The 20,350-nt window shown below is 74.0% G+C and carries 15 protein-coding genes; 5 read left to right on the plus strand and 10 right to left on the minus strand.

From position 1 onward, the window contains the following. Positions 1 to 41: 41 nt before the first annotated feature. Entirely contained in the window at positions 42 to 1,247 is a 1,206-nt protein-coding gene (pcaF, locus tag AC5RWQ_RS29695; protein ID WP_494285906.1) for a 3-oxoadipyl-CoA thiolase, read from the minus strand. Positions 1,248 to 1,349: 102 nt separating this feature from the next. Here pcaF and AC5RWQ_RS29700 point away from each other — a divergent pair, with 102 nt between their 5' ends. The 4 genes from AC5RWQ_RS29700 (at position 1,350) to AC5RWQ_RS29715 (ending at position 5,669) form a co-directional block, all read left to right on the plus strand. Continuing rightward, positions 1,350 to 2,315: a glutathione S-transferase family protein gene (locus AC5RWQ_RS29700; protein WP_494285907.1), complete on the plus strand. Its 966-nt coding sequence runs from the start codon at positions 1,350 to 1,352 to the stop codon at positions 2,313 to 2,315. Next, positions 2,308 to 2,964: a DUF998 domain-containing protein gene (locus AC5RWQ_RS29705; RefSeq protein ID WP_494285908.1), complete on the plus strand. Its 657-nt coding sequence runs from the start codon at positions 2,308 to 2,310 to the stop codon at positions 2,962 to 2,964. Before AC5RWQ_RS29700 ends, AC5RWQ_RS29705 begins: the two co-directional genes overlap by 8 nt. Positions 2,965 to 3,167: 203 nt before the next feature. Next, entirely contained in the window at positions 3,168 to 4,460 is a 1,293-nt protein-coding gene (locus AC5RWQ_RS29710) for a dicarboxylate/amino acid:cation symporter (protein ID WP_494285920.1), read from the plus strand. Positions 4,461 to 4,601: 141 nt separating this feature from the next. Continuing rightward, complete coding sequence (locus AC5RWQ_RS29715; protein WP_494285909.1) at positions 4,602 to 5,669, plus strand: NADH:flavin oxidoreductase/NADH oxidase; 1,068 nt, start codon at positions 4,602 to 4,604, stop codon at positions 5,667 to 5,669. Between the two features lie 229 nt (positions 5,670 to 5,898). Here AC5RWQ_RS29715 and AC5RWQ_RS29720 read toward each other — a convergent pair whose 3' ends face one another. The 6 genes from AC5RWQ_RS29720 to AC5RWQ_RS29745 form a co-directional block, all read right to left on the minus strand. Then, positions 5,899 to 9,390, minus strand: coding sequence for an ATP-binding cassette domain-containing protein (locus AC5RWQ_RS29720; protein ID WP_494285910.1), 3,492 nt, complete (start codon positions 9,388 to 9,390; stop codon positions 5,899 to 5,901). 132 nt (positions 9,391 to 9,522) lie between these two features. Beyond that, a complete protein-coding gene (locus AC5RWQ_RS29725) occupies positions 9,523 to 10,116 on the minus strand; it encodes a TetR/AcrR family transcriptional regulator (RefSeq protein ID WP_494285911.1) in 594 nt (197 codons plus the stop codon). Between the two features lie 92 nt (positions 10,117 to 10,208). Further along, positions 10,209 to 12,359 carry a YhgE/Pip family protein gene (locus AC5RWQ_RS29730; RefSeq protein WP_494285912.1) on the minus strand — a complete coding sequence of 717 codons (2,151 nt, stop codon included), beginning with the start codon at positions 12,357 to 12,359 and terminating at the stop codon, positions 10,209 to 10,211. Further along, positions 12,356 to 13,165: an ATP-binding cassette domain-containing protein gene (locus AC5RWQ_RS29735; protein ID WP_494285913.1), complete on the minus strand. Its 810-nt coding sequence runs from the start codon at positions 13,163 to 13,165 to the stop codon at positions 12,356 to 12,358. The genes AC5RWQ_RS29730 and AC5RWQ_RS29735 overlap by 4 nt, the downstream gene beginning before the upstream one ends. A gap of 143 nt (positions 13,166 to 13,308) precedes the next feature. Next, positions 13,309 to 14,148 (minus strand): GNAT family N-acetyltransferase, encoded by an 840-nt coding sequence (locus tag AC5RWQ_RS29740; protein WP_494285914.1) that lies wholly within the window; start codon positions 14,146 to 14,148, stop codon positions 13,309 to 13,311. Between the two features lie 47 nt (positions 14,149 to 14,195). Further along, entirely contained in the window at positions 14,196 to 15,419 is a 1,224-nt protein-coding gene (locus tag AC5RWQ_RS29745) for an MFS transporter (RefSeq protein WP_494285915.1), read from the minus strand. Positions 15,420 to 15,538: 119 nt separating this feature from the next. On the opposite strand from AC5RWQ_RS29745, the gene AC5RWQ_RS29750 reads away from it, so the two are divergent. Further along, positions 15,539 to 16,120 carry a PadR family transcriptional regulator gene (locus AC5RWQ_RS29750; protein WP_494285916.1) on the plus strand — a complete coding sequence of 194 codons (582 nt, stop codon included), beginning with the start codon at positions 15,539 to 15,541 and terminating at the stop codon, positions 16,118 to 16,120. A gap of 96 nt (positions 16,121 to 16,216) precedes the next feature. On the opposite strand, the gene ispG is transcribed toward AC5RWQ_RS29750, so the two are convergent. The 3 genes from ispG to dxr are packed head-to-tail and all read right to left on the minus strand — an operon-like array spanning position 16,217 to position 19,848. Further along, positions 16,217 to 17,389 carry a flavodoxin-dependent (E)-4-hydroxy-3-methylbut-2-enyl-diphosphate synthase gene (gene ispG / locus AC5RWQ_RS29755; RefSeq protein ID WP_494285917.1) on the minus strand — a complete coding sequence of 391 codons (1,173 nt, stop codon included), beginning with the start codon at positions 17,387 to 17,389 and terminating at the stop codon, positions 16,217 to 16,219. Between the two features lie 9 nt (positions 17,390 to 17,398). Next, positions 17,399 to 18,637, minus strand: a complete 1,239-nt coding sequence (locus AC5RWQ_RS29760; RefSeq protein WP_494285918.1) for a M50 family metallopeptidase — start codon at positions 18,635 to 18,637, stop codon at positions 17,399 to 17,401. After that, positions 18,637 to 19,848 (minus strand): 1-deoxy-D-xylulose-5-phosphate reductoisomerase, encoded by a 1,212-nt coding sequence (gene dxr, locus AC5RWQ_RS29765; RefSeq protein WP_494285919.1) that lies wholly within the window; start codon positions 19,846 to 19,848, stop codon positions 18,637 to 18,639. Before dxr ends, AC5RWQ_RS29760 begins: the two co-directional genes overlap by 1 nt. Positions 19,849 to 20,350 lie beyond the last annotated feature (502 nt).

The raw sequence follows: 20,350 nt of genomic DNA on the forward strand, positions 1-20,350 counted from the left end.
GTGCCCCGGTGACCGGGACACCGCCGCGCCGCCGGAGCGGATCAGACCGCCGACTCCAGCAGCAGCGAGATGCCCTGGCCGACGCCGACGCACATGGTGGCCAGCGCCCGCCGGCCGCCCCGGCGGCGCAGCTCCAGCGCGGCGGTGAGCGCCAGCCGGGCGCCGCTGGCGCCGAGCGGGTGGCCGAGCGCGATCGCGCCGCCGTTGGGGTTGACGTGTTCGGCGTCCTCGGGCAGGCCCAGCTCGCGCAGGACCGCGACGCCCTGCGCGGCGAACGCCTCGTTCAGCTCGACCACGTCGATGTCGCCGATCGACAGGCCGCGCCGGTCGAGCAGCTTGCGGGTGGCCGGCACCGGCCCGATCCCCATGATCCGGGGCGGTACGCCGGCCGCCGCGGCGCCGCCGATCCGGGCGAGCGGGGTCAGCCCGTACCGGGACACCGCGGCCTCGGAGGCGACCAGCAGCGCGACGGCGCCGTCGTTCACGCCGGACGAGTTGCCCGCCGTCACCGTGCCACCGGCGCGGAACGGGGTGGGCAGCGCGGCGAGCTTCTCCAGCGAGGTCTCGCGGGGGTGCTCGTCGACCTCGACCAGCTTCGTCTCCCGCCGGCCGGCCGGGACGGTCACCGGCACGATCTCCTCGGCGAACCGGCCGTCGGCCTGCGCCTTGGCGGCCCGCTGCTGGGAGCGGAGCGCGAACTCGTCCTGGGCGGCCCGGTCGACGCCGTACTCGGTGGCGACGTTCTCCGCGGTCTCCGGCATCGAGTCGATGCCCCACCCCTGCTGCATCAACGGGTTGACCAGGCGCCAGCCGAGGGTGGTGTCGTACACCTCGGCGGTGCGGGAGAACGGCGTGGTCGCCTTGGGCATGACGAACGGGGCGCGGCTCATGCTCTCCACCCCGCCCGCGACGACCAGGTCGGCCTCGCCGGCCACGATGGAACGCGCGGCGGTGGCGAGGGCGTCCAGGCCGCTGCCGCAGAGCCGGTTGATCGTGCTGCCCGGAACCTCCTCGGGGAGGCCGGCCAGGAGCGCCGCCATCCGGGCCACGTTGCGGTTGTCCTCGCCGGCCTGGTTGGCGCAGCCGAGGATCACGTCGTCGGTGCGGGCCCAGTCGACCCCCGGGTGCCGGACCACCAGTTCGCGGATCACGTGCGCGGCGAGGTCGTCGGGGCGTACCCCGGCGAGGGCGCCGGCGTACCGGCCGATCGGGGTGCGGACTCCGGCCACGAGGTATGCCACGGTCATCGGCGCTGTCCTTCGGGGGTGGGAAGGGGCTGGCGGCGCCCGCCGGGTCACGGGGACGTCCGGCGCCAGGATATCCGCGCTCGCAGCGGTTAGGTTGGGGGCATGGCCCGGGCCCAGTTCAGCGCAGAGACCGCCGGCAGCGGCGCGTTCGTCCGCCAACCCAACCGGTTCACCGGTCGGGTCACCCCGCACTCCACCTCGCCGGAGGGCGGCGGCCCCGACGAGGCGGACCGTTGGCCGCTGGAGGCCGGCCGGTACCGGCTGATCTGGTGCCGCGCCTGCCCGTGGGCGCACCGGGCCCGGATCGTGCGCAGCCTGCTCGGGCTGGACGACGTCATCTCGCTGGGCACCGTCGACCCGATCCGGGACGAGCGCGGCTGGCGGTTCGCCCTGGACCCGGACGGCTTCGACCCGGTGCTCGGCATCGGCTTCCTCTCCGAGGCCTACCTGGCCACCGACCCGGACTACACCGGCCGGGTGACCGTGCCGGCGCTGGTGGACACCCTCACCGGCCGGGTGGTCACCAACGACTATCCGCAGCTGACCCTGGACCTCTCCACCGAGTGGCGGCGGTTCCACTCCCCCGAGGCGCCGGACCTCTACCCCGTCGAGCTGCGCCCGGAGATGGACGCGCTGATGGCGGAGATCCACCGCGACGTCAACAACGGCGTCTACCGGTGCGGCTTCGCCACCTCTCAGGAGGCGTACGACGAGGCGTACACGGCGCTCTTCGACCGGCTGGACGCGCTGTCGGAGCGGCTGGCCGGGCGGCGTTACCTGATGGGGGACGCGATCACCGAGGCGGACGTGCGGCTCTTCACCACGCTGGTCCGCTTCGACGTGGCGTACCACGGGCACTTCAAGTGCAACCGGCAGAAGCTGACCGAGCTGCCGGTGCTCTGGGCGTACGCCCGGGACCTGTTCCAGACGCCGGGCTTCGGCGACACGGTCGACTTCGACCACATCAAGCGGCACTACTACGGCACCCACCGCGAGATCAACCCGACCGGCATCGTGCCGCTCGGCCCGGACCTGCACGGCTGGACCACGCCGCACGGGCGTGGCTGAGGCCGCCACCACCGCCCGGGCCGCCGCGGCGTCGGCCGCCGCCGGCTGCGTGCTGTCCGGCACGGTCGCGGTGACCGTCGCCGTGGTTGCCGGTCCCGGTCCGGGTCTGACCGGGTACGTCAGCGAGGCCGGCATCGCCGGCAGCGGGTACGCCCCGACGTACCGGATCGGGGTCTTCGCGCTGGCCGCGGCGCTGCTGCTGCTCGCCACGGCGCTGCCCCCGGCGCTCCGGGCCGCGGCGGGACTGCTCGGCGCGGCCGGCCTGTGCACCCTGCTCTCCGGGGCGGTGACGTGCAGTGCGGGGTGCCCGCTGCCGCCCTTCGAGGCGGCCACGGTGGCGGACCTGGTACACGGCGGGGCGAGCATCGCGGCGGTGGCGGCGATGGTCTTCGCGATGCTCGCGCTGCTCGTGTCACCGGCGGCGGCGCCCGTGCTGCGCCGGGTCGCGGCCCTCGGTGTGGCGCTGGTCCTGCCGCTCTCCGGCGCGATCGGGCTGGCGATGGTGACGGTGGGGCGCGGCGGCCTGGTGGGTGGCCTGGAACGGGTGCTGCTGGCGGTGGCCGCCGGCTGGGGGCTGGCCACGGCGACCGTGCTCGGCGTGGCTCCGGGCGTGACGAAGCGGTCAACGGGCGGGAAACGGGGCCTGTAAGGAGCCTCACGCCTTCCGCTCCTTCCAGCCGTGGGTCGGCCGGGAGTAGCGTCGCCTCGCGATGACCAATGTCTGGCACCTCACCGTCCGCCTGTATGTCGACCTCCGACTGCAGGCCAGCGGCGTCTGTCCGGCGCAGCCGCTCTCCTGACGCTGCCCCGTTCCGACCCCCAGACCTTGGACGCATCCTCATGGCTTCCGCCCTGCGCAAGATCCCCTTTTCCGTGCAGATCCTGCTCGGCCTCGTCCTCGGCGTGGCGCTCGGCTTCCTCGCCCGCGCCAACGACCTGAGCTGGTTGGCCAGCACCCTCGACACCGTCGGCGGCCTCTTCGTCCAGCTGCTCAAGCTGGCCGTCCCGCCGCTGGTCTTCACCGCCATCGTGGTCAGCGTGGTCAGCCTGCGTGGCGTGGCCAACGCCGCCCGGCTGGCGCTGAAGACGCTGCTCTGGTTCGGCATCACCGCGCTGATCGCGGTGAGTATCGGCATCGGCCTCGGCCTGCTCACCGACCCCGGCAAGGGCGTCACCCTGGACGTCGCCGGCGCGGCCGCGCCGAAGAAGACCGGCTCCTGGACCGACTTCCTCACCGGCATCGTGCCGACCAACCCGGTCGGCGCGTTCGTCGAGGGCAACGTGCTCCAGATCGTCTTCCTGGCCCTGGTGGTCGGCGCCGCCGCGCTGCTCGTCGGCCAGGCCGCCGAGCCGTTCGTCGAGTTCAACCGCTCGGTGCTCACCATCGTGCAGAAGGCGCTCTGGTGGGTGATCCGGCTCGCCCCGATCGGCACCCTGGGCCTGATCGGCAACGCCGTCGCCTCGTACGGCTGGGACCTGCTGGCCCCGCTCGCGAAGTTCACCACCGCCGTCTACGTCGGCTGCGCGATCGTGCTCTTCGTCGTCTACCCGGTGCTGCTGGTGGCGGCCGGCCGGCTCAACCCGGTGCGCTTCTTCGCCGGCGCCTGGCCGGCCATCGAGCTGGCCTTCGTCTCCCGCTCCTCGGTGGGCACCATGCCGGTGACCCAGCGCTCGGTCGAGCGGCTCGGCGTCCCCCGCGAGTACGCCTCCTTCGCGGTGCCGTTCGGCGCCACCACGAAGATGGACGGCTGCGCGGCGATCTACCCCGCCCTGGCCGCGATCTTCGTGGCCCAGGTCTTCGGGGTGGACCTCGGCGTCACCGACTACCTGCTGATCGCCTTCGTCTCGGTGGTCGGCTCGGCCGCGACCGCCGGCCTGACCGGTGCGATCGTGATGCTCACCCTGACCCTGAGCACGCTGGGCCTGCCGCTGGCCGGTGCCGGTCTGCTGCTGGCCATCGACCCGATCCTGGACATGATCCGGACCGCCACGAACGTGGCCGGTCAGGCGCTGGTCCCGACCATCGTCGCCGCTCGCGAGGGCACCCTGGACCGGGCCGCGTACGACTCCGCCGGCCGGCGGGGCCTGGTCGACGCCGAGCCGACCGAGCGCCCGGCCGAGCGGCTGGAGCCCGTCCCGGCCTGAGTGCCCACTTCGGGTGCGTTTCTTGTCGCTCCCACGACAAGAAACGCACCCGAACAGCCGCCCGCACCGGCGACGGCCCCGGTGCGACGCCACTCCCGCCCGCACCAGCCCGCTCTTCTGCCGTACCGGAGGATCACACCCATGAGTAGCCTGTTCACCCCGCTCGCCCTGCGCGGAGTCACCCTGCCCAACCGGGTCGCCCTCGCCCCGATGTGCCAATACAGCGCCGGCCCGGACGGGCTGCCCACCGACTGGCACCGGGTGCACCTGGGCTCGCGCGCGGTCGGCGGCGCGGGCCTGATCATCACCGAGGCCAGCGCGGTGGTCCCCGAGGGACGGATTAGCCCCCAGGACACCGGCCTCTGGTCCGACGCGCACGTCGACGCCTGGCGGCCGATCACCTCGTTCGTCGCCGCCCACGGCGCGGTGCCGGCGGTGCAGCTGGCGCACGCCGGGTTCAAGGCGTCCACCTTCCGGCCGTGGGAGCGGCAGCGGGGCGGGGTGCCGGACGCCGAGGGCGGCTGGACCCCGGTCGGCCCGGGCCCCGACCCGTTCCTGCCGGACTACCGGGAGCCGGCCGCGCTGGACGAGGCCGGGATCGCCCGGGTGGTCGCCGCGTTCGCCACCGCCGCCGGCCGGGCGCTGGACGCCGGCTTCGCCGCGGTGGAGATCCACGCCGCGCACGGCTACCTGCTGCACGAGTTCCTCTCCCCGCTGACCAACCACCGCACCGACTCCTACGGCGGCGACCGGAACGCCCGGATGCGGCTGACCCTGGAGGTGGCCCGGGCGGTCCGCGCGGCGGTCGGCGAGGACGTGCCGGTGCTGACCCGCATCTCGGCGACCGACTGGGTCGAGGGCGGCTGGACGGTGGAGGACAGCGTGGCGCTCGCCGCCGAGCTGGCCGGGGCCGGGGTGGACCTGGTGGACGCCTCCTCCGGCGGCGCCTCGGCCGCGGCGTCGATTCCGGTCGGCCCGGGCTACCAGGTGCCGCTGGCCGCCCGGATCCGCCGCGACGCCGGCGTGCTGACCGGCGCGGTCGGCCTGATCGTCGAGCCGGAGCAGGCCGAGGAGATCGTCGCGGGCGGCGAGGCGGACCTGGTGCTCCTGGGCCGCGAGCTGCTGCGCGACCCGTACTGGCCGCGTCGCGCCGCCGCCAAGCTCGGCGCCGAGCCGGACTGGCCCGCCCAGTACGCCCGCGCCTTCTGACCCGCCTGGCCCGACCTCAGCCCTGGCGGCCTGAAGTGCCAGGCCACCGGCCCGTCGCGCCGCCGACGGCGTGCCGGATCGGGTGCCGGAAGGTTCGATGAGCGATATGACGCTGCGTCATGATTATGACGCAGCGTCATATCGCTCTCCCCCGAGTCCGCCCCTTCGCCCGTAGCCACGAGCACCCCGGCCCTCGGGCCCGGGCCCGGGCCCGAGGGCCGGGCCGGAGTCAGCCGGCCAGGTGCCCCCAGTCGTCCTCCAGGTCGCGCCAGGGGCCCTGGGCGGCGACCGTGCCGTCGCGGAGCACCACCACGTGGTCGGCCCGGACCAGCGCGGCCCGCTTCGACGTCGAGCCGACCACGGTCACCCCGTGCTCGCGCAGCGCCGCCCAGAGCGCCAGCTCGGTGGTGACGTCCAGCGCGGACGACACGTCGTCGGCCACCAGCAGCTCGGTACGTGGCGCGAGCGCCCGGGCCAGCGCCAGCCGCTGCAACTGGCCGCCGGAGAGCCGGGTCCCCTTGTGGCCGATCAGCAGCCCGAGCCCGCCCCCGGCCGCCGCCAGGTCGTGCTCCAGCTGGGCGGTGGCGACCGCCCCGACGGCGTCCACGTCGTGCCCGAGCGCGATGTTGTCGACCACCGTGCCGGAGAGCACCCGGGGCAGCTGCCCGACGTACCCGACCTGCTGCGGGCGCAGGAACATCTCCGGCTCGGTGACCGGCTCGGAGTTCCAGCGCAGCGTGCCCGTGTGGTGCACGATCCCCGCGAGGGCCCGCAGCAGCGAGGACTTGCCGGAGCCGACCGGCCCCACCACCAGCACCAACTGCCCGCGTTCCACGGTCAGGTCGACGTCCCGGACGGCGAGGGTGCCGTCGGTGTGCAGCGCCCCGAAGCCGGCCAGCTCCAGCCGGCGCAGCGGATGCCGGGGAGCCGGCACCGGCGCGGGCGCCGTCCCGGCGGCGAGATCCACCCCGGGCACCTCCGCCGAGTACGCCCCGACCCCGCACATCGCCACCGTCCGCCGGGTCCAGACCCGCGCCGACGGGTAGTGCGAGACCAGCGAGGCCGTGGTCCAGGCGAACCAGCGGGCCGCCCCGAGCGTGGCGACCGCCACCAGCGTCGCCCCCGCGGAGAGCCCACCGGACAGGTACAGCGCCCACGCCCCGACCGGCAGCAGCCCGCTGACCAGCGACGGCGTGGACCGCGCCCAGACCTGCATGGAGATCTCCCGGCGCTGCCGGTCGCTGCGCACGATGTCCAGCCCGGCCAGGTGGTCCAGCACCGGGCGGGTGGCGCCGGCGAGCTTCACCGTCCGGGCCGCCGAGAGCGAGGAGACCAGCGCGGTGGCGAACGCCGCGCGCGCCTTCACCGTGCCCCGGGCGGAGCGCTCCAGCCGGGGACCGAAGAGCGTCGCGGCCAGCCCGGAGACCACCATCGTGCCGACGAAGAACAGCCCCGGCACCAGGCTGCCGGTCACCGCGGTCATGCTCACCAGCAGCGCCAACGCGATGAACTGGTCCACCAGGTTGTCGGCGAGCTGCACCACCCGCTCGGTGTCGCCGCTCTGGGCGACCACCTCGGCCGGGGTGTGCTCGCTGACCCGGCGCGGGCCGGTCTGCCCGTGCACCAGCCGCAGGCTGATCCGCAGCATCTGCCGGATCCACCACTGCGGGAACCACAGGTTGGTGCAGTAGGGCAGCGGCAGCACCACCAGCAGCGCGGCGACGATGCCGAGTGCGGGCAGCCACGGGCTGCCGCCGTCGACCACGTCGGCCCAGAGCCAGGGCAGCACCGAACCGTCCAGGCCGAGCAGCAGCATGACCACGAACATGCCGACCGCGACCAGGCCGTAGCGCGGGTCGTTCAGCGCCAGGCGCAGGATCTCCCGCATGGTCCGCGCGAGCGGCGCGGGGGGCAGCGGCGGCGGGTCCGTCCTCGGTACGGCCACCGGCCGGGCGACCGGCGCCACCGCCTCCGGCTCGGCATCCCACTCCCCGCCCGGCGCGGGCAGCAGCTCCACCCCGCCGCGTCCCGCGCCCACCGGGGCGTACGCGGTCGCGTGGCTGGTGGCCAGCAGCTCGGCGAAGCGCTCCGACTCGCGCAGCGGTCCGGCCTCCAGCACCGCGCCGTCGGCCATCACCACCACCTCGTCGCAGCGGCGCACCGAGGAGAGCCGGTGCGCGATGACGATCCCGATCCGGTCGGCGAGCAGCCGTTCGGTGGCCTGACGGACCCGCACCTCAGTGACCGGGTCGAGCCGGGCGGTGGCCTCGTCGAGGATCACCACGTGCGGGTCACGGACCAGGATCCGGGCGAAGGCCACCAGCTGCTCCTGACCGGCGGAGAGGACGTGCCCGCCGTCGCCCAACCGGGTGTCCACCCCGTCGGGCAGCTCGGCGATCCAGCCGGCCAGCCCCAGCTCCGCGAGCGCCCGGCCGGCGTCGTCGAGCAGGTCGGGGTCGAAGAGGGCGACGTTCTCGGCGAGCGTGCCGGCCAGGATCTCGGTGCGCTGCGGCACCACGGCGATCCACTGGCGCAGCCGCTCCACGTCGAGGTCGACCAGGTCGGTGTCACCCAGAAAGACGGTGCCGCATGGCACATCCACCGCCCGGGTGAGCACCTTGGCCAGCGTCGACTTGCCCGACCCGGTCCGCCCGACCAGGGCGTACGACCGGCCGCGGGCGAAGGTGAGCCGAACGTCACGCAGCGCGGGCCCCCGCTCGGCGTCCGAGGTGGACGGGTAGCGGAAGGTCAGCCCGCGGACGGTCAGGTCGCCCTCGGCCGGGGCGGCACCGCCGCGGGGTTCCTGCCGGGCGTCGGAGAGCAGCTGCACCCGGGCCCACGCGCCGAGGGCGTACTGCAGGTGCGGCACCCAGCGGGCGATGTGTTCGACGGTGGCGCCGAAGGCGACGGCGAGCAGCCAGATCGCGGTCAGCCGGGCGCCGTCCACCCGGCCGGTGGCCAGCGCCCAGGCTCCGCCGAGCACCACGCCGGCGATGCCGAGCCGGATGCCGCCCGCGGCGATGGTGGTGACCCGGGCCGACATCCGGAACACCCGGGTGCACCGGGCGATCACCTCGGCGGCGCGCCGGGCGTAGAGCCGCAGCACGTACGGCCGGGCCAGGCTGGTCCGGACGTCGTCCTGCCCGTGGACGGCTTCCTCCATCACCGCGGCGAGGTCCGACCAGGCCTCCTCCTCGGCCATCCGGGCCGGGCCGATCTGGGCGGTGGGGCGGCGCAGCGTCACCCCGAGCAGCGCGGTGAGCAGCACCATGCCGACGCCGGCCGGCCACCACACGACGAGCGCGCTGACCGTGGCGAGCAGGCAGACGGCGAGCCCCTGGACCAGCCGTACGCCGGTGTTCCGCAGCTCGGAGGCGACCTGGTAGACGTCGTTGTCGATCCGGTCCAGCAGCTCGCCGACCGGGGTGGTCTCCAGGGTGGGCAGGTCCTGCCCGAGCGCCGTGCGGCAGAGCCGGCGCCGCACGTCGGCGGACCAGTCGGCGGTCAGGCCGGCCATCAGCAGCCCGATGACGAGGTCGCTGACCACCGCGATGACCAGCGCCACGACCAGCGCCACGAACCAACCGGCCGACCGGTGCACCAGGACGGGACCGGCCAGCGCCGAGGCGGCGGCCTGGCCGCCGGCGGCGAGGACGATCAGGAGGGTCACGACCGCCATCCGGTGTGGCGCGGTGGCCCAGAGATCTCGGAGCAGGCGCATTGGGACGGTCCTCCGGACTCGGGTGGCTGGGGCGGTGCCTCCAGCCTGGTCTTCCGGCCTCGACCGCTCAACGCATTTACCGCGCTCCGACGGGTGACGCGCGTCCCACCGCGCCGCCCGGCGGCGGCCGGGTCAGGTCTGGGCGACCCGGCGGACGATGCCGAGCAGCGCCTCCTGGACGTCCTCGATCGGCCGCTCCGGCTGGAAGACCAGCCAGTCCACGGCCACCACCAGGCCGACACCGAAGAGCGCCGACGAGGCGGTCCGGACGTCCAGGTCGGCCGGCAGGTCGCCGCTGTCCACCCCGGCCCGGACGGTCTCCGCGATCACCTCGATCGCCTCCCCGCGCAGCAGCCGCAGGGTCTGCTGCCACTCGCGGTTGGTCCGCCACATCTCGGAGAGCAGCAGCTGGGCGAAGGCCCGGTAGCGGCGGATGTACTCCAGCTCGGCCCGGACCAGGGCGGCGAGCGCCTCGCGCGGGGGCAGCCCGTCCACGGCGGCCCGGAAGTCGGCGGTGAGCAGCCCGATCCCGTGCCGCAGCAGCTCCTCGAAGAGCACCGTCTTGGACTGGAAGTTGTAGTAGACGGTGCCCTTGGCCACCCCAGCCCGGGCCGCGATGTCGTCCACGGTGGTGGCGGAGAAGCCCTGCTCGGCGATGAGTTCCACCGCCGCCACGAAGAGGCGCTGCCGGGTGTCCTCCCGCCGCCGCGACCGCCCGTCCGTCACTCGTCCTCCCCGTCCGCCCGTCCGGCACGCGCCGGTGGGGCGCGTGCCGGGGGTCGCCTGCTGCCGTGCCGCCGTTCGGCCCATCAGCATCCTCACATGGTCAGTTCGGGATGCAGCTTCGCCGGGGTCATCCGGCGGGAGCGGCGGGCCGCGCCGATGGTCAGCAGCAGCGCGCCCACCCCGAAGGCGACCAGCACCAGCGCGCCGGTGACCACCGTGGTGGTCGGTCCGCCGTTGATGGTGTGCCGCAGCCCCTGCACCACGTACGACATCGGCAGCCAGGGGTGGACGGCCTGGAAGAAGCCGGGCGAGGTCTGCACCGGGTAGGTGCCGCCGGAGGAGGTGAGCTGGAGCATCAGCAGGGCCAGCGCGGCGAGCCGGCCCGCGGGGCCGAGCTGCGCCCCGAGCCACTGCATGATGGCGGTGAAGGCCAGCGAGGTGAGCGCCAGCAGCCCGAGGGTGGTGGCGGGGTGCACCGGGTCGAGGCCGAGCACCAGGGTCACCACGGTGAAGAGCACCCCGGCCTGGGCCAGGCCGATCGCCGCGGCGGGCAGCCAGCCGGCGAGCGCGACCCGCCAGGCCGCCGCGTCGGACATCACGTGCCGCCGGTTGACCGGCCGCAGCAGCATGTACGTGATCATCGCGCCGACCCACAGGGCCAGGGCGAGGAAGTACGGGGCGAAGCCCACGCCGTACGAGGCGGCCGGGTGGTCGGAGTGGCGGTTCAGCGAGACCGGGTCGCCGAGGATGCCGGAGCGGGCGGCCGCGTCGTCGTACCCGGGGATCTTCTTCTCCCCCGCGACGAGCCCGTCGGCGAGCTGGCCGGCGCCGCCCTCCAGCTTGGTCAGCCCGGCGGCGAGCTGGTCGCCGCCGCCGCTGAGCCGGGCCAGTCCACCGTCGAGGTCGCGGGCGCCGGTGGAGAGCTTGAACAGCGCGCCGCGCAGCTGGTCCGCTCCGTCGGCGGCGCCGCCCAGCCCGTCGCGCAGCTGGGCGTTGCCCTTCGCGATCCTGTCGATGGCGTCGGCGAGCTGGTGCACCTTGGCGTTGGCGCCGGCCACGTCGTCGGCGAGGTGCGGCGCGGCGGCGGCCACCTGGCGCGCGGCGGCGGCGACGTCCCGCATCTGCTTCTGCAGCGCGGCCAGGTCGGTCCGGTCGACGGTGGCGACCACGTCCTCGGCGGCGGTGACGGCTTTGTCGGCGGCCGCCCGGGCGGCGGTGACGTTCGGGTCGTCGGCGAGTTCGGGGTGGGCCGCGACGAGCGCGTCGAGGTGGTCGGAGACCTTCCTGGCCTGGGCGAGGACGTCGTCGGCCTGCTCGGGCAGGGTGTCGAGCCCGGTGGCCAGCGCGTCGGCGCCCTCGGCGATGACGGTGGCGGCCGTGCCGATCTCGTCGGCGTTCTTTCGCAGGAACGGCTCGGCCCGGTCCGCGAGGGCGTCCACCTTGTTGGCGGCGGCCCGGGTGGCGGTGGCGGCCTGGGCGCTGCCGTCGGCGAGCTGGGTGGCGCCGGTCCGGAGCTTGTCGAGGCCGTCGGCCAGCTTGTCGGCGCCCTGGGCGGTGCGGTCCAGCCCGTTCGCGAGCTGCCCGGCGCCGGCCTCGGCCTGGTCGAGGCCACCGGCGAGCTTGTCGGCGCCGTCCTGCGACCGGCCCACCCCGTCGGCGACCTGCCCGGCGCCGTCGGCGGCCCTGCCGGTCTCGGCCTTCAGGTCGGTGAAGCCAACCAGCATCTTGTCGAAGTACCCGCTGGCGGCGCTCTCCGCGGCGGCGGCCCGGATCTCGCTGAACGCCGAGCGGGCCAGCAGCCCGGAGAGGTAGTTGGTGGCGTCGTCGTTGACCACCTTGAGCTCGCCGCGCCGGGCCGGCTGGTCCGGCTCGGGGCTGGCCACGAGGTTGGCGGAGAAGTTCGCCGGGATCGAGAAGACCAGGTGGTAGCGGCCGCTGCGCAGGCCGGCGTCGGCGTCGTCGGGGTCGGTCACCGTCCAGCCGAAGACCTTGCGGTCGATCAGCTCGTCGGCGAGGTCCTGGCCGGCGTGCACCACGCTGCCGTCGCTCGCGGTGGCCGGCCGGTCGGCGTTGACCAGCGCCACCGGGATGCGGTTCATGTTCCCGTACGGGTCCCAGAAGGCGTACAGGTAGAGGGCGCCGTAGAGCAGCGGGATGACGGTCAGCACGGCGAGCGCGGCGCGGGGCAGCCGGCCCCGGGTCATCCGGCGCAGCTCGAAACGGGCGAGGCGGAAGACGCTCATCGGGTCCCCTCAGCGTTGACGGTGTCGGGGGTGGCGGACGGGTGCTGGTCGGCGGGCGCGGGGGCGGCGGCCGGCTCGGGCCCGGTCCGGGTGTCGGCGGCGGCGCGGGGGGTCGGCGCGGCCGGGAGGGTGAGGTCGGTGCGGGCCGGCAGGCTGGGGTCGCCGAGCCGGTGCACGATCGCCCGGGTGCCGGGTTCGACGGCGCGGGCGCTGACGACCACCGCGTACCCCTGGTCGGCGAGGCGGCCCAGGGCGTCCCAGAGCCAGGCCCGCTCGGGGGCGTCGGAGCCGGCGTCGACGTCGTCGGCGACGATCAGCGCCGGCCCGCTGAGGGTGGCGAGGACCAGGCCGAGCACCTGCCGCTGCTGCGGGGTGAGGTCCCGGCCACGAAGGTCAGGGTCGAGGGGTACGTCGGTGAAGCCGGCGCCGGCGATCGCGGCGGCGAAGGCGTCCCGCCGGTAGGCCCGGCGGGCCCGGACGGCGGCGACGGGCACCAGTTGGCGGCGGCGACGCGGCACCGGCCCGAGCAGCAGCAGCCGTTCCTGGATGTGCTCGGCGACGGTGAGCGCGGGGTCGGGCTCGTGCACCCCGGCGACCTGGCCGAGCGCCGCCGGCCCCCGGGTACGCAGGGTGCCGGTGTTGTGCGGGAACCGGCCGGCCAGCGCCAGCAGCAGGGAGGTGCGCCCGCTGCCGGGCGGCCCGGTCACCGCGTGCAGCTCACCCGCCTCGGCGATCAGGTCGACGTCCCGGTACACCCAGCCCCGGCGGGTCCGCAGACCCAGCCCGTTGGCCTCGACGATCACCATGCGCCATCCCGACTTACTTAAACTGACCGGTCAGTATAAAAACATGCTCAGCATAGCGCCGGGCGTCCGGTTCGGGACAGCTGTGGGGCGTGATCCCCGCCATGGCCGGCGGGACACCGGCAGGGCCGGCGGGGACCCGCAGCTCAGAAGAGCACGGTGGCCAGCGTGCCGACCGGGCGGAAGCCGCAGCGCTCGTAGACCCGCCGGGCGGGCACGTTGAAGTCGTTGACGTAGAGGCTGACCGTCGGGGCGACCCGGAGCAGCGCGTCGCGCACCACCGCGGCCATCGCCCCCGTGGCGATCCCCCGGCCCCGCCACTCCGGCGCCACCCAGACCCCCTGGATCTGCGCGGTCCGCCGGGTCACCACCGCCAGCTCGGCCTTGAAGACCACCCGGCCGTCCACGAACCGGGCGTACGCCCGACCGGCCCGGACCAGGTCGGCGACCCGCCGCCGGTACGCCCGGCCGCCGTCCTCGGTCAGCGGTGAGACGCCGACCTCCTCGGTGTACATGGCGACCGCGGCCGGGAAGAGTCGGTCGACCTCGCCGGCGCGCACCTGGCGCACCTCGGGGTCGGCGGCGACCTGCGGCAGCGCGTCGGCGGCCAGCAGCGGCTGGTTGGCCCGGACATCCCGGGCCGGACCCCAGTGGTCGGCGAGCCGGTCCCAGAGACCCAGCACCGCGTCGGCCCGCCCGACGATGGAGGAGCAGATCCGCTCCTCGGTGGCGAGCTGCTCGGCGAACGCGGCGACGGCCGACTCGGTGGCGAGCACCGGGGTCAGGTTGCCGCCGAGCCAGCAGATCGACTCCAGGCTGCGGCGGGCGCCGTAGCCGAGGATCCGCCCCTCGGCCCGCCACCAGGCCAACCCGCGGGCGGCGACCCGCTCGGCGACCTGCGCGCCCGCGAAGGGGTCGAGGTCGAGCAGCCGCTCGACCGCGCGGCGCTCCGACTCCCCCAGTTGGCGTACCGGCACCGTCAGCACGGCTACCAGCCTGCCAGATGAGCGGCGGAGTGCGCCGGCCGACCGGGTCAGACGGCCACCGGTTCCGCCACCGCCTCGGCCGACCGGGTCCGGGCCGCCCATCGGACGACCGGGGGCACCAGCATGCCGAGCAGCAGGAACAGCCCGCCCAGCAGCAGCCAGCCCGGCGCGCCCCAGCCGACCGCGAGGGTGGTCACCACCACCGGGGCGATCATGCCGCCGAGCTGCATGCCCATTCCGTACGCCCCCTGGTACTGGCCCTGCGCGTGCGCCGGGGCGAGGCCGAAGGAGACTCCCCACCCGGCCGCCGCGTGCCACAGCTCGCCGACCACGTGCACGAACGCCCCGGCGAGCAGCAGCGCCACCGCCACCGGCGTGGGTACGCCGCCGCTGGCGGCGAAGAGCGCGCAGGCGAGCGCGATGACCACGCCGGCCCGTCGGGCGGACCGCGCCGCCCCGGCCAGCTCCTCGGTACCCCGGGAGGCGCGGACCTGGAAGACCACCACCATCACCGTGTTGACCAGCAGGCAGGCCGAGACGAGCCAGCGCGGCGCGGTGGTGTGCCCGGCGATCCAGAGAGGCAGGGCGATGTTGATCAGCCCGAAGTGCATCGACATCAGCCCGTCGAGCACGGTGAAGGCCAGGAACGGGCGGTCCCGCAGCGCGATCAGCCGGGGCCCGTGCGCGGGCGCCGGCACGGGCGGGACCGGGGTGAGCCGGAGCAGGATCGCGGCTGCCACCAGGTAGGTGACGCAGTCCAGCAGGATGAGCGAGACGTAGCCGGCCCGGGTGTCCGCGGCCAGCCCGACGCCGGCGACCACGGCGCCGACCGAGATCCCGACGTTGGTGACGGCGCGCAGCCAGGCCCGGGTGCGTACCCGCTGGTCGGCGGGGACGGCGCCGGCGATGAGCGCGCCCCGGGCGCCCCGGCTGGCCGCGTCCGCGACCGCCATCAGCACTCCGACCACCAGGAACGTCGGGAACGACCGGACCAGCACCAGGGCGGCGGTGAAGGCGCCGGAGGCGACCAGGGCGGCGAGCTGGAGGCCGCGCGGGCCGTACCGGTCGGCGAGGTAGCCCATCGGCGCGCTCGCCACCAGGCTGACCAGCGCGGTCAGGGTGAGACCGAGGCCGACCTGGGCGACGGTCAGACCGACCGAGCGGGTCAGGAAGAGCGCGCTGACGGTCAGCCAGGTGCCCCGGCCGACGGTGTTGACCAGGGTGGACAGGGCGAGGGTCCGGGCCGGGCCCGGTTCGGGAAGCAGGCGCACCCCGACACGTTAGCAAGACGTACGTACGGTTTTCTGCCCCGGACGAGAACTTTCTTGCCGGTGATGCGTTGGCGATATATCGTGGATGCATCAGCGACAGTTCCAGGAAGGATCGGAAGATGGGATTCCACCAACAGTTCCACGCGTTGCACGAGGCCCGTCGACGCGGCTTCGGCTTCCCGCCCGTACCGCCGGGCCCGCACGGGCCCGGCGGCTGGGGCGGCGGCCGGGGCGGCCGGGGCGGGCGCGGCCGGGGGCGCCGCCCCAACGTCCGGGGTGCCGTGCTGGCGCTGCTCACCGAGCGGCCGATGCACGGCTACGAGATGATCCAGGAGATCGACTCCCGGACCGGTGGGGCCTGGCGGCCCAGCCCCGGCTCGATCTACCCGACCCTCCAGCTGCTGGAGGACGAGGGGGTCATCGCCGCGAGCACCGACCCGTCCGGCGGCGGGCGGAAGCGCTTCGGCCTGACCGACGCCGGCCGGGAGGAGGCGGCCACCGCGGCGCAGACCCCGCCCTGGGCGGAGTTCGCCGAGGACACCGTCAACAGCTGGCACGACATCCGCGACGCCGGGGCCCAGGCGATGCACGCGCTGCGGCAGGTGATGATGACCGGCACCGACGACCAGCGCGAACGCGCCGCCCAGGTCCTCGACGAGACCCGCCGCAAGCTCTACGCCATCCTCGCCGAATCCGAGTGACCCGAGCGCGACCAGCCCTCGTATACGGAAAGAGTGGCCATTCCACGTGGAATGGCCACTCTTTCCATGAATGTGCGCCCTCACGGGCGGTGGGGGTCAGTGGACGGTGACGGTGGCGCCGGGGACCAGGGCGCGGAGTTCTTCGGGGAGCTCGGCGCCCATCTCGTCGGCGATCCGCAGCGCCTCCTCGATCAGCGTCTCCACGATCTGCGCCTCGGGGACGGTCTTGACGACCTGGCCCTTGACGAAGATCTGGCCCTTGCCGTTGCCGGAGGCGACGCCGAGGTCGGCCTCGCGGGCCTCACCCGGACCGTTCACCACGCAACCCATGACGGCGACGCGCAGCGGCACCGGCAGCCCCTCCAGGCCGGCGGTGACCTCCTCGGCGAGCTTGTAGACGTCGACCTGGGCCCGACCACAGGACGGGCAGGAGACGATCTCCAGGCCGCGCTCGCGCAGGCCCAGCGACTCCAGGATCTGGTTGCCGACCTTGATCTCCTCGACCGGCGGGGCCGACAGCGACACCCGGATGGTGTCGCCGATCCCCTCGGCCAGCAGCGCGCCGAAGGCGACCGCCGACTTGATGGTGCCCTGGAACGCCGGGCCGGCCTCGGTCACGCCGAGGTGCAGCGGGTAGTCGCACTGCTCGGCGAGCTGCCGGTACGCCCGGATCATCACCACCGGGTCGTTGTGCTTGACCGAGATCTTGATGTCCCGGAAGCCGTGCTCCTCGAAGAGCGAGCACTCCCAGAGCGCCGACTCGACCAGCGCCTCGGCGGTGGCCTTGCCGTACTTGGCGAGCAGCCGCTTGTCCAGGGAGCCGGCGTTGACGCCGATCCGGATCGGCACCCCCGCGTCGCCGGCCGCCTTGGCGATCTCCTTGACCTTGTCGTCGAACTGGCGGATGTTGCCCGGGTTCACCCGGACGGCCGCGCAGCCGGCGTCGATCGCGGCGAAGACGTACTTCGGCTGGAAGTGGATGTCGGCGATGACCGGGATCTGGGACTTCCTCGCGATCGCCGGCAGCGCCTCCACGTCGTCCTGGCTGGGCACGGCGACCCGGACGATCTGACAGCCGGACGCGGTCAGCTCGGCGATCTGCTGGAGGGTGGCGTTGACGTCGGAGGTGAGGGTGGTGGTCATCGACTGCACCGAGACCGGGGCACCCCCACCGACCGGCACCGAGCCGACCATGATCTGGCGGCTGGCCCGGCGCGGGGCGAGCGGCGGGGGCGGTACGGCGGGCATACCGAGACTGACAGCGGTCACTTCAGGCACTCACCTTGAGAAGAGCGTGATCGGATTGATGATGTCCGCGGTGGCGGTGAGCAGCGTGAACGCGCCACCGACCAGGATCACCGCGTACGTGAGCGGCATGAGCTTCATGTAGTCCACCCGCCCGGGGTCGCGACGGCCGATCCGGGCGTACAGCCAGGAGCGAGCCCGCTCGAACCAGGCGATGGCGATGTGGCCACCGTCCAGGGGCAGCAGCGGCAGCAGGTTGAACACCCCGACGAAGAAGTTCAGCGAGATGAACAGCAAGGGCAGCATCTGCCAGAAGCCGTTCGCCAGCGCCTCGCCGCCGAGCCGGCTGGCGCCGACCACGCTGATCGGGGTGTCCTTGTCCCGCTCGCCGCCGGTGACGGCGGTCCAGAGGGCGGGCACCTTCTCCGGGATCCGCTTCATCGCGTCGTAGGTGCCGACGGCGAGGTCCTTGGTGTAGCCGGCGGTGGCCGGGATCGCCTCGACCGGGCCGTACGTGACGGTGGCCGGCACGCCCGGCGGCAGCGACGGGCCGGCGACGCCGAGGGCGGAGACGGTCTTCGGCGCGCCGTTCGGGTCGTCCAGCGGCTTGCGCTGCACGGCGGCCAGCGTCACCTGGGCGTCGTTCTGCACGCCGTCGCGCTCGTAGCGGATGGTGGCCCTGCCCGGGGGCAGGTCGCGGACCTTTTTGACCAGCTCGGTGTAGTCGGCCACCGGCGTCCCGTTCACCGCGACGATCTTGTCGTCGTCGCGCAGCCCGGCCTGCCTGGCGGGGCTGGCCGGGTCACCGGGGGCGCACTCACGCTGCGCGTCGGTGAGGATGACGCAGTCCACGATCTTGACGTGCGCCGGCAGCGGGTTCGGGATGTCCTTGTTCGGCATCCCCACGAACATCGCGACGATCCAGATGGCGACGATCGCGAGCGCGAAGTGGGTGACCGAGCCGGCGGACATCACGATCGTCCGCTTCCAGACCGGGTACCGCCACATCGCCCGGGGCTCGTCCTCGGGCTCGACGTCGTCGTCCTGCGGCGTCATCCCGACGATCTTGCAGAACCCGCCGAGCGGGATCGCCTTCACGCCGTACTCGGTCTCGCCGCGCCGGAACGACCAGAGCGTCGGACCGAAGCCGACGAAGTAACGGGTGACCTTCATCCCGAACGCCTTGGCGGTCAGCATGTGACCCGCCTCGTGCAGGCTCACCGAGATGAGGATCGCCAGGGCGATCGCGACCACCCCGAGCAGATAGAGCATCAGGCTTCCTTCCCCGACCCCGAGATGATCTCCTGCGCGTGTGCGCGCGCCCACGACTCCGCCGCGAGCACGTCCTCGACGGTACCTGGTTCGCCGAAATCGGGAGCCTCGTCGAGCACCCGCTCGAGGGTGTCGACGATGCCCAGGAACGGCAACCGGCCGGCGACGAACGCCTCGACGCACTCCTCGTTCGCCGCGTTGTAGATCGCCGGGCGGCAGCGACCGGCCTCGCCCGCCGCCTTGGCCAGCGCCACGGCGGGGAACGCGGCGTCGTCCAGCGGGGCGAACTCCCAGGTGTGGCTCTTCGTCCAGTCGACCCCGGCGGCGGCGTCCGGCACCCGGTCCGGCCAGCCCAGCGCCACCGCGATCGGCAGGCGCATGTCCGGCGGGCTGGCCTGGGCGATGGTGGAACCGTCCACGAACTCGACCATCGAGTGGATCACCGACGTGGGGTGGACCATCACGGTGATGTCGGCGTAGGGGACGTCGAAGAGTTCGTGCGCCTCAATCACCTCGAGTGCCTTGTTGACCATGGTGGCGGAGTTGATCGTGATGACCCTGCCCATGTTCCAGGTCGGGTGCGCCAGCGCCTGTTCCGGGGTGACCTCGGCCAATTCGTCGCGCCGCCGGCCCCGGAACGGGCCGCCGCTTGCGGTGACGATCAGCCGCCGCACCTCGGGCCGGGACCCCGAGCGCAGGCACTGGGCCAACGCCGTGTGCTCCGAGTCGACCGGCACGAGCTGCCCCGGCCGCGTCACCGCGGCCCGCACGAGGGGGCCGCCGGCGACGAGGGACTCCTTGTTGGCCAGGGCGAGGGTACGACCGGCGCGCAGCGCCGCGAGGGTCGGCGCGAGCCCCAGCGACCCCACCACCCCGTTGAGCACCACGTCACAGGGCCACTGCGCCAGCTCCGTCATCGCGTCCGGGCCGGCGACGATCTTCGGCAACTTGAAGTCGCCGGTGGCCCAGCCGCGCCGGCTCGCCTCGGCGTAGAAGGCCAGCTGGAGGTCCTGCGCGGCGGTGGCCTTCGCCACCCCGACCGCCTCCACGCCGAGTTCGAGGGCCTGCGCGGCGAGCAGTTCGACGTTGCCGCCACCGGCGCCGAGCGCCACCACCCGGAACCGGTCCGGGTTGCGCTTCACGATGTCGATCGCCTGGGTGCCGATCGAACCGGTGGAACCGAGCAGAACCAGGTCGCGGGGAGCTGTCACGCGCCCATTCTGCCCCGCGCCCGCTGTACGCCCGCTGGGAGCCTCACGCCTCGCCTCCCGCCTGCTCGGCGGGGGCCTCCTCGTCGAGGAGATCGGCCGGGTCGACGGAGAACTCGAACGGTTCCTTCATCAGGAAGGTCGCGCCGGCGGCGGCCGCGGAAACCGGGCGACACGATCTCGCCGAGCGTCCCCCGGATGATGACCTGACCAGGACTCACCCGTCTCGGGCCGCCGCGATGCTATGGAGCGGCGATCAGGGATCAGTTCCGCTCCCGAAGCTCCAGCACTACATACGCCCGGGGCGCGTGCTCTCGCCTACCTCGCGGCGTGCCGCTGGCGGATGACGTATGTCTGGTGAGCGATATGCCTGAGAGGCATAAATATGGGTCTTGTGACGCATGTGTGGGTGGTTCGGTGCGTCGCTTATGGGGCACGCCGTTGTCCTGCCTAGGTTCTGGCTTGTCGAAGGTCAGAACTGGATGGGCGGGAGAACGGCGTGCGT

The sequence above is a fragment of the Micromonospora sp. BS32 genome (assembly GCF_059089345.1).

Coding starts and splice junctions, on each gene's coding strand:
- pcaF (WP_494285906.1), bottom strand. CDS start 1,247: ATGACCGTGGCATACCTCGTGGCCGGAGTCCGCACCCCGATCGGCCGG.
- AC5RWQ_RS29715 (WP_494285909.1), top strand. CDS start 4,602: ATGAGTAGCCTGTTCACCCCGCTCGCCCTGCGCGGAGTCACCCTGCCC.
- AC5RWQ_RS29735 (WP_494285913.1), bottom strand. CDS start 13,165: ATGGTGATCGTCGAGGCCAACGGGCTGGGTCTGCGGACCCGCCGGGGC.
- AC5RWQ_RS29700 (WP_494285907.1), top strand. CDS start 1,350: ATGGCCCGGGCCCAGTTCAGCGCAGAGACCGCCGGCAGCGGCGCGTTC.
- AC5RWQ_RS29720 (WP_494285910.1), bottom strand. CDS start 9,390: ATGCGCCTGCTCCGAGATCTCTGGGCCACCGCGCCACACCGGATGGCG.
- AC5RWQ_RS29730 (WP_494285912.1), bottom strand. CDS start 12,359: ATGAGCGTCTTCCGCCTCGCCCGTTTCGAGCTGCGCCGGATGACCCGG.
- AC5RWQ_RS29760 (WP_494285918.1), bottom strand. CDS start 18,637: ATGCTCTATCTGCTCGGGGTGGTCGCGATCGCCCTGGCGATCCTCATC.
- AC5RWQ_RS29750 (WP_494285916.1), top strand. CDS start 15,539: ATGGGATTCCACCAACAGTTCCACGCGTTGCACGAGGCCCGTCGACGC.